We start from the raw sequence: 13,946 nt of genomic DNA on the forward strand, positions 1-13,946 counted from the left end.
GATGAACGGCATGACCAAGAGCCTTGAGCGTGACCCGCAGGTAGATTCCATCCTGCGCAATCGCCGTCAGGAACTCGGAATCGGGCAGCAGCAGCGCCGGGGGCAGAGCATCGCCCACGAGCTGCAAGAGGAAATGTCACGCAGCCGGCAACTTAGCCGGGGCATCGGTTTGGGAAGGTAGGCACGGAGAATATGGCGGAGCTGGACGACGACAGGGAAGGAATCGAGCCGGAAGCACTGGACGAGGACGCCGGCGACCCGGCCGCCGCGTTCGACGCGCTCCGGCGCACGATCGAGACGCAGGGCGCGCAGATCGGCGCGGAAATGACCGTGATGCGGCGCGGGCTGGAAGCGGCTTTCGACCAGCTCGAAAAGATCGAGCCGGCGCAGGACTACAAGCCCCAGCTCGCCCAGCTCGTGCAGGCGCTCGACAATGTTGCGGAGCGGCTGCACGGCGTAGAGCAATCGCCTATTCTCCGGCAGGGTGCGACACACTATGCGGCGCTCCTCGAGCGCAGCGGCGAGGCCCTGATACGCACCGCCGCGCAGCAGCTCGAGCGGCAGGCGTCCGACCTCGAGCGCGCCGGCCGGAACCTCGCCGCTCATACGAAAAGCGCCTACGACCGGAAAAGTCAGGATTTCCGCATATGGATGGCCGGCCTTGTCGGGCTGTTCGTCGGCATATTCCTGATTTTGCTGTTGCCGCGTTTCCTGCCCTTCTCGGCCGACACCCATGTTGCGGCGACCGTCATAGGTCAGGACCGATGGAACGCCGGCGTCACCATGATGCGGGTGGCCGATCCCCGAAGCTGGCGCGGCGTGGCCGATTCCTCGCAGCTCGTGCGCGACAATGCCGAGGCGATCGGGCAATGCGCCGAGGCCGCGCGCACGGCCGGTTCAGATCAGCAATGCACCATCACCGTGAAAGCGCCGGCAGCACCGGCGCAGTAGGGTTGTGGGGGGACACCAGTTATTTCGGGAGGTTTTCTTCCGCCTCAACAGGTCCGGCGGCCATCGCGACGAGGCGCGCCGCGATACGCTTGCGCAGTTGCTCGGGGAGCGGGCGCGACGACAGCGCCTCGTGAATCCACAGCCCATCGGCGGCAAGGCGCGAAATGAACCTGTCCAACTCGGCAGCGTCGTTTCCAATCGGCGCAGGAGGTGCCCAGCGGTCGATGACCTGTTGCCACAGATCGCCAAGCTGCCGATTGTCGGAGCTTTCCAGCATGAGCAGTAGTTCGACCCGCCGGGCAGCTCTTGCGCAGGTGTTGATGTAGGCGGCGTGTCGTTCGGCGTCTGTCGCCCTGTCCGAGGTGTTGCCGGCGCTCGCTTCCAGCTCCTGTTCCCATGAGCGAGTCAGATGCTCATGGGTGGCGAGGATCAGGGCTTCGCGCGACGGGAAATGATACAGAAGGCCGGCGCGTGTCATGCCGGTTTCGAGCGCTACGGCGTCGAGGGTGACGGCGGTGAGGCCGTCACGCTCGATGATGCTCACAATGGCTTCAAGCACTTCGAGGCGCTTGCTGGCTCTCGCCATGTCGGCTTCCTTAGTGTTGTGTGGGATAGGCTGACGATTGCGAGCCGGGACCGTAGCGCCGCAACAGGATGCCGGTGATCAGGGCACCCACGGCCAGAACACCCGCCGCCACGTACATGACGACCGTATAGGCGTGGTCGAATGCGATTCCTGCCGCTTGACGCACGACAACACCATCGGCCCCCGCCTCGTTGGCAAAGACCAGCGCCGACGCCATGCTGTCGCGGGCCGCTTCCGAGGTTCCGGCGGGGAACACGACGTTGACCGTATAGAGGTAGGCCAAAAGACTTCCGAGAATTGTGACAGCGAACAGACTGCCAAACTCGTAGGACACTTCCTCGACCGACGACGCCATGCCGGCGCGATGCACAGGCACATTGCCCACAATAGCCGTTGATGCCACCGACATTGTTGCACCTACGCCGGCACCGGTCAGCGCCAGACCGGCGATCAGCCAGCCAAGGCCATGAGTGATGCCCCATGTCGCAAGCAGGACCGCCAGCGATCCCGCCGCAAGCCCGCCAGCTATAAGGATACGTAGGCCAATACGATGCAGGAATGCACCACCGAGCAGCGCAGTCGGCAATGATCCGAGCGCCGCCGCCGAAACCAGCATCCCGGCTTCCAGCGGCGTGAAGCCCGCAACGAGCTGGAAGCGTTGCGTCGTAGCAAGCTCAACACCGCCGATGGCGAACAGGGAGAACGCGGCCGCTAGAACGCCCGATGTGAACGCGGCATTGCGGAAGATCGAGAAGTCGAGCAGCGGGAACGGCAGGCGCAGTTGCCGGCGGACGAACAGCGCTCCGGCGAGGATGGCAACCAGCAGCGAAATAGCGGGGACGGCCCACGACTGCCCGGCATGGGCAGATTCCTTGATCGCGATCACAAAAGCCGACAGCGCCACCAATGCCTGAAACGACGACACCACGTCCCAAGGCTTGGTCGCATCGCCGGCCACCTTCGGCGCAACGATCAGCGCCGAAATGAAGGCAGCGACCACTACCGGCACATTGATGAGGAACACCGACCCCCACCAGAAATGGCCGAGCAGAAAACCGCCGATGATCGGTCCGAGCGCAGCGCCGACGACCGACAACGACCCCCAGATCGCAATGGCGATGTTGCGTTCCCGGTCATCCTCGAAGGTGACGCGGATGAGGGCGAGTGTCGCGGGCATCATCGCCGCCGCGCCGACCGCCAGAAAGGCCCGCGCCCCGATCAGGATTTCCGCTGTAGGCGAATAGGCCGCCACAATCGACGCGACACCGAACAGCACGAGGCCGATGAGGAACATGCGCCGGTGACCGATCCTGTCACCCAGCGTCCCGGTGCCGAGCAGCAGGCCGGCCATGACGAGGGGGTATGCGTTGATGATCCACAACCCTTGCGTTGCCGTCGCGCCAAGCTCGCGCGTCAGGGTAGGCAGGGCCGTGTAGAGGACCGAATTGTCCAGAACGATAAGCAGGAGACCGGCGGCGACGGTCACCAGAAGAACCCAGCGGTTCGAGTGGGCGGCAGGCATGATAGCACCATTCAGTGAGAGTAGCCAAACTTTACAGACAAGTTAGTAAAGTATCAAGCGCCTGCCCGTGAGGAACTTCAGACAATGGCCGACAGCGGGGCTTCGCATTCCGGGGCGCGATCAATTTGTCGCGAAATTCCTGATTTTTGCGACAAAATCGCCGGCGCTGATTTTGCAGGGAAAAATCTGTCGCAAAAATCAGGTGCGAAAGTCAAACTTGTGCGACTGACTTTCGCGACACGTCGCGGCCCGGATTCCGCGCCGCTGCGGACGTGGTGCAGGTTTCAGGATTTGCGCGACATAAGGGGCGCGAAGGAATTTAATTCTGGATCACCAGATCAAAAGACCTTGGCGGGCAGACGCGCTCGAAATAGTAGCTTTCAACATCGTCCCAAACAGCGTGCCACGCGGCTAAAAAGCCCTCCGCGCCCTGTTCGCGCGCAGCAGTCCGTTCATGCCGCACTTTGGTCGGCACATCCACGATCACGGCGAGGTCGATCAAATCCCGAAGGAACGGAGATGCGGAATAAGCTCCTTCGAGCAGAATCGTGGGCGCTGGCGCGACTTCGGTAAATTCGTTCTTGAGGCTGTAAGTGCCATCCGGGCCTAGTCCCTGCATGAAGTCGAAAGCTCGCCACTGTGCAGGTTCCCCCTTGCGTAGAGGCTCTATTGCCTCGCGAACGCGGTCCCACTCAAAAACGCGATTCAACCGCTCCGCCACGGTTTTGTGAGGCCACTCGGATTCGGGAACCTGCGTTTGATAGAAATCATCGAGCGTAACCAAGGCTATGTCGGTCAGCTTCGCCAACCTTGCCGCAATCGTTGACTTACCGGAGCCGCTTCCCCCGTCAAGCGCCACGACAACAGGACGTGCGAGTTCGGCGCGGAGGGCTTCTATTCTCTCAAGTATGTGGAGTTCAGGCGACTTCATTGTTCAACCAATTTCGATGATGCTGCGTTGTCGCAAAAATTCCAAAACCCGCGACAGCTTTCTTGTCGCATAATAGGGATTTCCGCGACGGTTTGCACGAGGTAGATTCCGGGCATGTCGCCCACGAGGAAGCCCCTGCCCTTGCTTATCGGATATGCCCGCGTCTCGACCGACGGCCAGACTCTCGACCAGCAGCGCGCGGCGCTGAAAGCGGCCGGCTGCAAGCGCGTGTTCGAGGAAAAGGCATCCGGCGCGCAGCGCGGCCGCCGCGAGCTGGCGAAGATGCTGGACCATTTGCAGCCCGGGAACGTGGTGACGGTGACGCGGCTTGATCGCCTCGCCCGATCGACGCGCGATCTTCTCGACATTGCTGAGCGGATCGGCCACGCCGAGGCCGGCTTGCGTTCGCTGGCCGAGCCGTGGGCCGACACGACGACGCCGGCCGGGCGCATGGTGCTGACTTTCTTCGCCGGCGTTGCCGAGTTCGAGCGCAGCTTGATCCATGAGCGCACGAGCGCCGGCCGCGCGGCGGCGAAGGCGAAGGGCGTTCGGTTCGGCCGCCCCCCTGCCCTGTCGGCCGAGCAGATCGCACACGCCCGCCAGCTCATCAGCGAGGACAAGAAGCCGGCCGAGGTTGCCCGGCTCTTGGGTGTGCATCGCTCTACCCTCTACCGGGCCATAGAACGCATTGACGTGGATACGCATTGACGCAACTACGTTTAGTCGCCCGGCCCTAGAAGTAGTGCCTTTCTCGCCCCCTTACGCAAAGGGTTGCAGAATCGGGCGATTTCGTCTCTTCATGTAGACATGGCGAGTCGCACCCGAGAACAAGTTAAGCTGGAAAGTGTCCGAAACCTGCGCGCCCGTTGGCGCGCGGAGGGCCGGATTCTTGTGCAGGCCGATCTGCCCGGCGAGCTGGTCGCGGCGATTGACCGCCTGAAGGACGACGCGGGCTTGCGAGGGCGCGCGCCGATCATCGAGGAAGCGTTGAGGTTCTATATCGAAGCGAAGCAAGGGACATAACGGCAAAACGCCCGACCGTTGGCGCGGTCGAGCGTTTTATAGGCCGTCAGACACACCGTAGAGCCGGGGCCATCAAAGTCTCCCCTTATCTACGCTAGAGCACTCCAATTCGCAAGATTGATTCTTGCGGAAACGGGGAAAGCTGTGCCTGCCGTCCGCGCTGTCATGTCCTTCAAAAGGAAGGACGAGGGCATATGTTGAGGACGCACTACGCGGCCGCGATCGGCTGCGCGCGCGGGAACGCGCTTGATGAAATCATGCGGGAGGTTTGGACTCGATACGGCGCGGGCCAGCTCACCGACGACGAGGCCGGCGAGCTTACGACGCTCGCCCATGAGCGCCGGGCCGCCCTGCGGGGATCGGGACAGACCGCGCTAGGGTTGATCTTTCCGCCCCCTGCCCCACGCTGCCCGACACCAGTTCGCCGGCATAGCCATATCCGGGGACGATCGGAGGGCCGCATATGGCGGCCGACGACGCGCAAGGACGTGCAGGCGATCTTGAAGGCGGCCGAAATCTACAACGAGGCCGGCTTGCACGAGAAGGGCGAGCGCAGCGGGCCGCTAGGATCGGTGGCGCTGGACGTGCTGCGGCTGTTCGTCAATCTCATCGACTTCCGCACCGGCCGGCTTGAGCCGTCAATCACCACGATCATGGATCGGCTAGGCCGGTCGCGCGATACGATCGTGCGGGCGCTGAAGAATCTGCGGGCGCATGGCTTCATTGACTGGCTGCGGCGCTATGAGCCGACCGGGAACGAAGGGCGCGGCCCACAGGTGCAGCAGGCCAGCAACGCCTATCGCCTGTCCCTGCCGGAGAAGGCCCGGCAGTTCCTTGGACGGTTCGGCAAGGCTCCACCCCCGCCCGCCGATCATGGACAGGATCAGCGGGCTTGGAGCGAGGCAATCGACGCCTACAAGACCACCCTGCCCCTCGATGAGCGAACGCAGATCGACGCCGGCGATAGCCCGCTAGGACAGGCCCTTGTGCGCATGGCGAAAAACTTCATGAAACGTGAGTCCGATAACCAGACTGAATCCCCATCTGATCTTTATCTAAGAGGCAAAACATAAGCGGTCGCCGCTGTTCGGGCTGCTTACGCAGCCCTGCGGCGGTTCCGGCCCGCGTATAGGCGGGCCGGGAAACGGCACCCCCACTACCTAATCCGCACCGCTCGCGCCTGCGACCAGCGTCCTATGGCTTTCGAGAGGGAGTGAAGGGCAAGGTCGGCGCTTAATTATTTACGTTAATACGTATTGACGTGTAAACGTATTACCTTGATAGAAGGCGATGGCGGCGGCCGGGAAAACGTGCTAGAGTGTACACAATTCAACACACGGAGGCGATTCCATGACCGCCAGCACCACCATGACGATTCGGGTTAGGCCCGATGTGAAAGAAAAGCTCGACCGGATCGCGAACGACACGCAGCGAAGCAAATCCTTCCTCGCCGGCGAGGCCGTCGCCGCCTATGTCGATCGCGAGCTTGAAATCATCGACGGTATCAAGCGCGGCATGGCTGATGCAGCGGCCGGCCGAGTGATCCCCCATGCGCAGGCCGTCGCGGAAATGCGTGAGGTTATCGAGGAAGCGAAGCGCCGGAAAGCCGCGCGCGGATGAGGCCGGTTGTCTGGTCGATTGAGGCGCAGCGGGATAACCTCGAAATCCTGCGCTATATCGCAGAGGACAACCCATTCGCCGCCGAACGGGTCGTGGATGCGATCGAGGACGCCGGGAACAAGCTCGGCGAATTTGCGACCGGCCGGCCGGGGCGGGTGAGCGGAACCTATGAAAAGTCCCTCGCCCGTCATCCCTACATCATCGCCTATGAGCTGCGGGACGTGGGGGGCCGGGAAAGCGTCGTGATCGTGCGCGTCATCCACACGTCGCGCGACTGGCCGGCCGAGGAATGGCCGCACTAGCTTAAAGACGTAGTAACGTCCTTAGCTATATGCTTCAATACGTATTCACGCAAAGAAGGATTGACGCATGAACGTCATTGCGTTTTTGAGCCAGAAGGGCGGGAGCGGAAAAACCACGCTTTCGGTTCATACCGCCGTGGCGGCCGAGGCGACCGGCGAACGGGTTTGCGTCATCGACGCGGACCCACAGGAGAGCGCGACCGCATGGGCGAGCGCGCGGGAAGCCGGAACGCCGATCGTCGCCACGGCGCAGGCCGGGGAGCTGGACGCCGCGCTTAGGGCGGCCGAGGGCGAGGGCATGACCTTGGCCGTAGTGGACGCCCCGCCCCATGCCGCCCCGGCGGCCGGCCAGATCGCCCGAAGGTCGGAGCTGGTCTTGATTCCGGTCAGACCGTCCGCGTTTGACCTCGCTGCGGTCCCGGCCGCCGTCGAGATCGTGGCGGCCGCGAAAGTGCGCGGCGCGTTCGTCCTGTCTGCCTGCCCGTTCCGTGCGCCCGAGATCGGGGAGACGCGCGCGGCGCTGGAAGCCTACGGACTGCCGATCGTTCCCGGCGAGATTACCGACCGGCGCGCGTTCGCCCGCGCCGTCACGACTGGCAGCGCCGTGACGGAGTTCGAGGCCGAAGGGAAAGCAGCGGAGGAAATCCGGGCTTTGTGGGCGTGGATTAAAGGCACGTTAGAACGTAAATAGCTAAATACGTAAGCGCGTATTGAAGGAGCGAAACCTATGGCAAAGAAAGCAACCGGCCTCGCGGCCTTCACCCGCCCGAAGGCCGGCGCGGAGGCCACCAGCCTTGCAGCGATCGAGGACGATCGCCCGGCCGTGGAAATCCCGACGCCGAGGCGAAAGAGGGGAGGGGGCGAGACTGTCGCGCTTACGGTCAAGGTCCGGCGATCGGACTGGCAGCGCCTTCGCCAGCTCGCGGATGCAGAGGGAACGACAATTCAGGCGATGGCCGAGGCCGGGCTTTCGGCGGTTCTGGCACAGCACGGATTGCCGCCGATCGAGCCTTATGCACGTTGATACGTAAATAGCTAAATACGCTAATGCTTGCGCGCGTGGCCCGCCCCCCGGCCGTCCCTACGGCCCTAGATGATGAGAGCGGGCCGGCCGGGGGGCTATCGTCGCGGCCGTGGCGTTTCCCTGAATAGAGCTTGCACCAGGTCGGCGGGTGGATCGCGGCGCAAGCCGCGCCGGCCCGGAGGCGAACGCGCTCCCCAATAGCGCCGTAGAGAGCCGGAGGGCCGTTCGTAACAAAGTCCCGGCGCTATGCGCCGGGTCCGCTTCTTGTCACGTCAGGCAGCGTCATACAGCCCCCGGAACTCTGCATCGGCATAATAGGCGAGCTTGCCGGCGACGATCGGCCGTTGCCCGGCGAGGAACAGCAATTCGACATGCTGCGGCAGGTTGCGGACCTCATCGGGGGTCAGCAGCGGGCGGGCCGTGTGTTGCTCGCCGTAGGAGATGCCGGATTTATCGGAATCGAGCGCCCGGCTCATGGTCTGGAACACAACGGTTTCCTGCCCGAGCAGATCGGAGACAAGCCGGGCGCTGTCGTGATCGTTGACGCCGAACACCTGTAGGACGCCGGCATTTGACAGGAAGGTGCCGGCGCGTTGCCCGTAGGTGGCGCGGAGCTGGTGAACGTCTTGCAGGATCGGCCAGAGCTGGACGCCGTAGCCGGCCATGAGGCCCATTGCGCGCTCGACGGGGGCCAGATGGCCGAGGGCGGCGAACTCATCGAGCAGATAGAGGACCGGCACGGCCGGCTTGGCGGGATCGCGGGCCATGTCGGTGAGGCTTTGCGCGACGAGCAGGCGCAGCCAGCGGGAATAGGTGGCGAGCCGATCGGGCGGCAGGACGAGGAACACCGAGACGTTGCGGCGCTTGAGATCGGCAAAGCCGAAATCGGATCGGTCGAGGACGGCGACCATGCGCGGGCTGTCGAGGAAATGGGTATGGCGCTGCGCGGCCGAGAGGACGCCGGCCGCCTCGCGGTCGGATTTGCCGAGGTGGCGGTTTGCAGCGCGGGCGATCAGGCCGGAGGCGGCCGTTGATGCCTGCATGTCCTTCAGGAGCGCCGCGAAGGCTTCAGGGGCGAGGGTGAGATATTCGCGCAGGGTGGCGAGGTTCCGCCTGTCGCGCGGCGCGCTGGCGGCAATATGGAGGATCAGGCCGGCAATGAGCGCCTTGGCTTCCTCGTTCCAATGCGCTTCGCCGGCCATGCCCGGTTCATCGAACACGAGGGCGTCGGCCAAGGTGCTTGCATCTTCCGCGACATCGAGGCCGGCCGGGTCGAGCTGGTCGAGGGGATTGAAGGCGGCCGAGGGCTGGCCGGTGACGCCGAAGGGGTCGAGGACATGGACCGGGCCGAATTGCTGGCGGGCGCGGCCGGCGATCTTGGCATTTTCGCCCTTGGGGTCGATGCAGATCACGGAGCGGTCGGCGGTGAGCAGGTTGGGGATGATGGTTCCCACCCCTTTGCCGGTGCGCGTCGGTGCCATCGTCAGCAGATGGGCCGGGCCGTCATAGCGCAGGAGCTTTCCGGTCTTGCCGTCGCGGCCGATCAGCAGGCCGGAATCGGCGCGGGCGAGGGCGGCGGTTTCCTTGTCGGTGGCGAAGCGGGCCGAGCCGTGGGTTTCGCCGTCCATATCCCCGAAATGGATAATCAGCGGATTGGTGAGGAAGCGGAAGGCGAGCGCCAGCAGCACCAGCAGCGTGACGAGATCGAGCAGGAGAACCGGAACCGAGCCGACGCGAAAGCCGATTTGTTCGAGAGCGAAGCGGCCGCCGAAGCCGACGACGAACAGGACGATAACAAGGAGGAACAGAAGCCCGAGAAGCGGTTTCCAGATGCGGAAAGGTGCGGCGAGCAGAGCGACGAACGCCCATAGCGGATCACGCGCGGCCTGCCGCACCATGTTCTTGAACGCACCCCATGCAAGTCTCGCCTGACTCATGCGGCCGTCCCCCCGGCGCTGCCTGTCGTCTCCCCGGCCGGCGCGTTGTCGATCAGGTCGGCAAACAGTTCCTTGTCACCGGGGCGCGTCAGGAAGTCGGGCAGCTCACGCTTGAGCCATTCGCCCAAGCGCCGGGAAAATTCTTCATCCTTGCCGTGTTCGAGGCGATGCAGGACGAGCGCGCCGAGCAGCACCTTGCGGCGCGTGTCGTTGGCGCGTTCCTGCTTCGACAGACGGGCCTTGAGCGTGGCACGCTGCGCATCCAGTTCGGCCAAGCGTTGTTCGATCGTTTTGCGCGCCATTCCTCAAATCTCCTTTTCCGGTTGTTCGCCTAGACTATCATTCCCGACCGTCTTTTCCAGCGTTTGCCTGTTGCGCTTGAGTTTTCAGCGGTTTTGCAGCACAATTCCGGCCTCAGTTCATTGCATCGACCTTGCCGCGAGCGCCACACCGATCAGCGAAAGAGCGTAGCGATTGAGTTGAGAAGGGCGCACTTACGAGTTACTGCGTAACTCAGCGCGCCGCCAGCTTGGAGGCTGGCGGGAAAGGCGGAAACGGGATCGAGGCAACGGGTTGGCAATCTACCATTTCAGCATGAAGCCAGTTTCGCGGGCGGGTGGCCGTAGCGCCGTCGCCTCAATGGCTTATCGTGCCGGGGAGAAGCTGACCAACGAGCGCGACGGGATCACGCACGACTACACGGCCAAGCAGGGTGTTGAACATGCCGAGATCGTCTTGCCGGAAGGCGTGAACGCCGATTGGGCGCGGGATCGGTCGGACTTGTGGAACGCCGCCGAATTTGCCGAGAAGCGGAAGGACGCTCGCGTTGCGCGGGAGTTCGAGATTGCCTTGCCGCATGAGCTTTCGGCCGAGCAGCGGCTAGAGGCGGCGCGGGAGATGGCGCAGGAGCTGGCCGACCGCTACGGCGCGGCCGTGGACTTCGCCATTCATGCGCCGCACGAGGCGAGCGACGTTCGCAATCACCATGCCCATTTGCTTATGACCACGCGGCAGGTGACGGAGGGCGGGTTAGGCGACAAGACCTATCTTGAGCGCGAAAACAAATGGCTGTTGGCGCACGACCTGCCGACGACCGATATGCAGCTCCGCGACCTTCGCCAGAGGTGGGAGGGGATCGCCAACGAGCGCCTTGCGATGGCCGGGCTAGATATTCGCATTGACCATCGTTCGCACATGGAGCGCGGGCTAGAGATCGCGCCGACCGAGCATATGGGCGTCCATGCCACGCAGATGGAGCGGCGCGGCCTCGACGTGTCGCGGTCGCGGCTGGACGAGGAAGCGGCCCGGCGCAATGCCGAGCTGATCCGAGAGAAGCCCGAGCAGGTTCTAACCCTCATCACCGGCGAAAAGAGCGTGTTCGACCGGCACGACGTTGCGCGGGCGCTGCATCGCTACATCAACGACGACCCGCAGGAGTTCCAGAGCGCCTTTGCGAAGGTGATGGCCTCGCCGGCGCTGGTCGAGTTGCAGCCCGAGCGCGCGGACCCGGCAACGGGCGAGATCGAGCTTGCGCGGTATTCGACGCGGGAAATGGTCGAGATCGAATCCGGCATGATCGAGAGCGCGCAGCGGATGCACGGCGCGCATGGTCATGGCGTCGATCGCCGGCATGTCGAGCGGGCGATAGATCGGCAGGACGCCGCCATTCAGCGCAGCGCCGGCGATGCTTCCGCCCGGCTGTCGGACGAGCAGCGCCGGGCGATCGAGCATATCACCGGGCCGGAGAGGATCGCGGCCGTTGTCGGTTATGCCGGCGCTGGCAAGTCCACCATGCTCGCGGCCGCGCGCGAGGCGTGGGAGGCCGAGGGCTATCAGGTCCACGGCGCGGCGCTGTCGGGCAAGGCGGCCGAGGGCTTGGAGGAATCTTCCGGCATCCAGAGCCGCACCCTCGCGTCATGGTCCCGCGGTTGGGAGAACGACCGCGGCACACTCGGCCGCGGCGACGTGTTCGTGATCGACGAGGCGGGCATGGTCGGGAGCCGCCAGCTCGCCCGCTTCGTTGGCGAGGCCGAGGCGCGCGGGGCGAAGATCGTCCTTGTAGGCGACCATGAGCAGTTGCAGGCGATCGGGGCGGGCGCACCGTTTAGGGCGATCACGGAGGAAATCGGCCATGCCGAGCTGTCCGAGATTCGCCGGCAGCGCGTGGACTGGCAGCGGGAGGCGTCGGTTGACTTCGCCACGCACCGGACGGCCGAGGGGCTGGCGGCCTATCGGGATCGCGGCAATATCAGCTTTGCCGAAACCGGCGAGGACGCGCGGGGCCAGATCGTGCGCGACTACCTTGCCGATCGCGACGAGCGCCCGGACGGCACCCGCGTAGCGATGGCGCATCGCCGGGCCGATGTTCGCGCCATCAACGACGCGATCCGGGCCGAGCTACAGGACCGGGGCGAGCTGGCGCAGGGCGAGGACGCCGGCGCGCTGACCTTCCAGACCAATGACGGCAAGCGGGAGTTCGCGCCCGGCGACCGCATCGTGTTCTTGGAGAACAACCGCGACCTTGGCGTGAAAAACGGGATGCTAGGCACGGTCGATCATGTCGAGCCGGGCCGCATCATTGCCACGCTCGACGGCCGGGGCGGCGATAGTGTTTCCGTGCCGATGGGCGATTATCAGGCGATCGACCACGGCTATGCGACGACGATTCACAAAAATCAGGGGGCGACGGTGGACCGCGCCTATGTGATGGCGTCGGGGACGATGGACCGGCATCTAACCTATGTCGCCATGACCCGGCATCGTGACGGGGTGCAGCTCTACGCGGCACAGGACGAGTTCACCAATGCCGGCCGGCTGGTCGAGCATGGGGCCGCGCCCTATGAGCATGACCCGCAGAAGTCCGACAGCTATTTCGTGACGCTGGAAAACGACAAGGGCGAGCAGCGCACCCTATGGGGCGTCGATCTTGAGCGCGCCATGAAGGAGGCCGCGCCCGAGATCGGGGAGAAGATCGGCCTACAGCATGAGGGTTCCACCCCCGTCACCTTGCCGGATGGGACGCAGACGCACCGCAACACATGGAAGGTTCAGGACGCCGGCGAGCTGGCCTATAGCCAGCTAGAGCGCCGCCTGTCGCGGTCGGGCGTGAAGGAAACGACGCTCGACTATACCCGCGACTTTGCCGAGCGGCGCGGGATCGCGGAGCAAATGGGCGTCCGCAGCGAGATCGAGATTCCGGCCGAGCGCACCGGGCTACGTGCGGAACGGGAGTCGACGGCCGGGGATCATGCCCTTGATCGGAGATCCTCGCAAAAAGTTCGCGCGGATCTCGCGCAGGATCTTCGTGCAGATCCGCGCGAGGATCTCGCCGGCGATCGACAGCAGCGCCAACGGCCGTTCGAGGGCCTGAAACTCGGCCGCCGCGCCGCGCCCGAGAGCCGCGAGCCAGACCGCGCCGGCGCGGACGGCCCGCAGATCGACCAGAAACGGCCGCAGCAGGCCGAGAAGCAGCGGCGCGGTATGTTCGCCGGCCTCAAGCTCAATGCGCGTCCTGCCCCCTCACAGGAGCGCACAGAGCGGCCGGAAAGGGAAGGGAGCTTGCGGCAGGCGCCTGCGCCCGACCGGCTGGCCGAGCGGGCGCGGGGGCAGTCGCCGCTTGAGGCCGCCGTTGACCGCTATTCGCGGGCCTATCAGTCGATCGACCAGCACCGGCGCGAGGGCTTGCCGGTCCTCGACATGCAGCGGCAGGAAATAGGCGATGCCGGCCGGCAGCTCGACCAGGTGCAGGGCGGCATGAAAGATTTGCTGCGCTCGACGTTGCAAAACGACCCGGCGACGGTGCGCGCCATGACCGAGCTTTCCGGCCGGGAGCGTGTCGCGCAGGTTATCGACGGGATGAAGCGCGAAAACGCGGCGCTGCAAGACCCGAATATCAGGGCCGAGCGGTTCGTTGAACGCTGGCAGGAGCTACAGGGCCAGCGCCGGGAGCTTCGCGGCTGGCAGCACGACGATGCCCGCGCCAAGGTCGAAAGCCAGATGAACGGCATGACCAAGAGCCTTGAGCGTGACCCGCAGGTAGATTCCATCCTG

General features: G+C 64.5%; 14 protein-coding genes and 1 pseudogene. 10 read left to right on the forward strand and 5 right to left on the reverse strand.

Annotated elements, in window-relative coordinates; genetic code table 11:
* Together RQI55_RS24070 and RQI55_RS24075 are read left to right on the forward strand one after the other, a co-directional pair.
* A pseudogene (locus RQI55_RS24070) lies at positions 1 to 181 on the forward strand (TraA); the annotation flags it as partial.
* An 11-nt stretch (positions 182 to 192) separates the two neighbouring features.
* Complete coding sequence (locus RQI55_RS24075; protein ID WP_006473465.1) at positions 193 to 951, forward strand: DUF6118 family protein; 759 nt, start codon at positions 193 to 195, stop codon at positions 949 to 951.
* Between the two features lie 19 nt (positions 952 to 970).
* On the opposite strand, the gene RQI55_RS24080 is transcribed toward RQI55_RS24075, so the two are convergent.
* The 3 genes from RQI55_RS24080 to RQI55_RS24090 form a co-directional block, all read right to left on the reverse strand.
* Entirely contained in the window at positions 971 to 1,537 is a 567-nt protein-coding gene (locus RQI55_RS24080; RefSeq protein WP_008786762.1) for a TetR/AcrR family transcriptional regulator, read from the reverse strand.
* 10 nt (positions 1,538 to 1,547) lie between these two features.
* Entirely contained in the window at positions 1,548 to 3,059 is a 1,512-nt protein-coding gene (locus RQI55_RS24085) for an MFS transporter (RefSeq protein ID WP_003830786.1), read from the reverse strand.
* A gap of 319 nt (positions 3,060 to 3,378) precedes the next feature.
* Positions 3,379 to 3,990 (reverse strand): uridine kinase, encoded by a 612-nt coding sequence (locus RQI55_RS24090; RefSeq protein ID WP_020820347.1) that lies wholly within the window; start codon positions 3,988 to 3,990, stop codon positions 3,379 to 3,381.
* Between the two features lie 141 nt (positions 3,991 to 4,131).
* Between RQI55_RS24090 and RQI55_RS24095 the strand changes: the two genes are divergently transcribed.
* From RQI55_RS24095 to RQI55_RS24125, 7 genes are all read left to right on the forward strand, one after another.
* The gene (locus tag RQI55_RS24095) at positions 4,132 to 4,698 is read left to right on the forward strand and encodes a recombinase family protein (RefSeq protein ID WP_006473455.1); all 567 of its coding nucleotides are present in this window, start codon (positions 4,132 to 4,134) and stop codon (positions 4,696 to 4,698) included.
* Between the two features lie 99 nt (positions 4,699 to 4,797).
* Complete coding sequence (locus tag RQI55_RS24100) at positions 4,798 to 5,013, forward strand: ribbon-helix-helix protein, CopG family (RefSeq protein WP_020817828.1); 216 nt, start codon at positions 4,798 to 4,800, stop codon at positions 5,011 to 5,013.
* Between the two features lie 194 nt (positions 5,014 to 5,207).
* Positions 5,208 to 6,086 carry a helix-turn-helix domain-containing protein gene (locus tag RQI55_RS24105; protein ID WP_020817827.1) on the forward strand — a complete coding sequence of 293 codons (879 nt, stop codon included), beginning with the start codon at positions 5,208 to 5,210 and terminating at the stop codon, positions 6,084 to 6,086.
* 277 nt (positions 6,087 to 6,363) lie between these two features.
* Positions 6,364 to 6,633: a CopG family ribbon-helix-helix protein gene (locus tag RQI55_RS24110; RefSeq protein WP_006473479.1), complete on the forward strand. Its 270-nt coding sequence runs from the start codon at positions 6,364 to 6,366 to the stop codon at positions 6,631 to 6,633.
* A complete protein-coding gene (locus tag RQI55_RS24115; RefSeq protein ID WP_006473480.1) occupies positions 6,630 to 6,935 on the forward strand; it encodes a type II toxin-antitoxin system RelE/ParE family toxin in 306 nt (101 codons plus the stop codon). The genes RQI55_RS24110 and RQI55_RS24115 overlap by 4 nt, the downstream gene beginning before the upstream one ends.
* A gap of 67 nt (positions 6,936 to 7,002) precedes the next feature.
* Positions 7,003 to 7,626, forward strand: a complete 624-nt coding sequence (gene parA, locus RQI55_RS24120) for a ParA family partition ATPase (RefSeq protein ID WP_021316632.1) — start codon at positions 7,003 to 7,005, stop codon at positions 7,624 to 7,626.
* 36 nt (positions 7,627 to 7,662) lie between these two features.
* Positions 7,663 to 7,959: a hypothetical protein gene (locus tag RQI55_RS24125; RefSeq protein WP_006473490.1), complete on the forward strand. Its 297-nt coding sequence runs from the start codon at positions 7,663 to 7,665 to the stop codon at positions 7,957 to 7,959.
* 272 nt (positions 7,960 to 8,231) lie between these two features.
* Here the strand turns inward: RQI55_RS24125 and RQI55_RS24130 are convergent, their stop codons facing one another.
* Together RQI55_RS24130 and RQI55_RS24135 are read right to left on the reverse strand one after the other, a co-directional pair.
* A complete protein-coding gene (locus RQI55_RS24130; protein ID WP_023512661.1) occupies positions 8,232 to 9,896 on the reverse strand; it encodes a type IV secretory system conjugative DNA transfer family protein in 1,665 nt (554 codons plus the stop codon).
* Positions 9,893 to 10,198 (reverse strand): hypothetical protein, encoded by a 306-nt coding sequence (locus RQI55_RS24135; protein ID WP_020821017.1) that lies wholly within the window; start codon positions 10,196 to 10,198, stop codon positions 9,893 to 9,895. Before RQI55_RS24135 ends, RQI55_RS24130 begins: the two co-directional genes overlap by 4 nt.
* Before the next feature lie 271 nt (positions 10,199 to 10,469).
* Between RQI55_RS24135 and traA the strand changes: the two genes are divergently transcribed.
* A partial coding sequence (gene traA, locus RQI55_RS24140) for a Ti-type conjugative transfer relaxase TraA (RefSeq protein ID WP_311276935.1) occupies positions 10,470 to 13,946 on the forward strand: 3,477 nt, incomplete at its 3' end.

The sequence above is a fragment of the Rhizobium sp. WCS2018Hpa-16 genome, from assembly GCF_031843705.1.
In the GTDB taxonomy this organism is placed as follows: domain Bacteria; phylum Pseudomonadota; class Alphaproteobacteria; order Rhizobiales; family Rhizobiaceae; genus Agrobacterium; species Agrobacterium tumefaciens_C.